Origin of the sequence: Mesorhizobium sp. M7A.F.Ca.CA.004.12.1.1, from assembly GCF_003997835.1 — a bacterium.
In the GTDB taxonomy this organism is placed as follows: domain Bacteria; phylum Pseudomonadota; class Alphaproteobacteria; order Rhizobiales; family Rhizobiaceae; genus Mesorhizobium.
Genome location: NZ_RZRK01001336.1, coordinates 1 through 869, shown reverse-complemented (window position 1 = coordinate 869; position 869 = coordinate 1). Strand labels below are relative to the sequence as shown.

Annotated in this window: 1 protein-coding gene; it reads right to left on the bottom strand. The window is 66.2% G+C overall.

What is annotated here, in order from left to right; translation table 11 throughout:
- Positions 1-869 (bottom strand): efflux RND transporter periplasmic adaptor subunit (locus tag EN984_RS36215; RefSeq protein WP_127384435.1); only part of this gene is annotated, 869 nt, incomplete at both ends.

The window sequence follows — 869 nt, the reverse complement described above, 5'->3', positions numbered from 1 at the left end:
CGCCCTTGTCGCCGAGCGTCACAACCGAGCGCGGCAGCAGCACCGCGTCGGTCGGCTGTGCGTTGAGCGCGATTTCCGCCGTCATGCCGGCCGGCACGGAGCCGTCGGCATTGGGGACGGCAACCTCGACGCGGAAGGTGCGGGTCGCCGACGAGGCGTCGCGGCTGATGTAGCGCACGGTGCCTTGGACGGTCTGGCCGCTGACCAGCCGTATGGTGGCCTTGTCGCCGAGCTTGAGGTAGCCGAGATCGCGCTCGCTGACTTCGCCGCGAGCAATCACCGGATCGAGCTTGAGGATGGTCGCCACCTCGCCGCCTTGCATGATGGAGCTGCCAAGTTCCACCGGCACCCGGTCGATAACGCCGTCGAAAGGCGCCTTCACCTCGTTGCGGTCGAGTTCGGCCTGTGCCGTTTCCAGTTGCGACTGCGCCGAGGTCAGGTTCGAGCGCGCGGTGTCGAGCTGCAGCTTCGGCAGATTGCCTGATTTCATCAGCCGCAAGGCTGCGTCCAGCTCGGCCTGACGCTGCACCACCAATTGCTTGGCGTTGTCGACCATCGAGATCTTTTCTTCCGCCGCAAGCATCAGCACCAGATCCCCCGTCTTGACGTGATCGCCTTGCTTGACAGGCAGCTTGTCGATGACACCGGCGACGCGCGTCGCCAGCACCGCCCGCTTGTCGGCTTCGGTCAGCCCGGAAATGCGGATGGCGCGTGCATAGGTCTTGCGTGGCGGCGTCACCACAGCGACCGTGCGCAGCGGTGCCTTCGGCTCGGCTTCCGCCTGCTTCGGCTTCGCCGCATCGGGCGCCTTGGCCTGTTCGGCTTCGGCTGCCTTGGCTTTGTTGGCGGCTACGCTGCCGACTGACGAA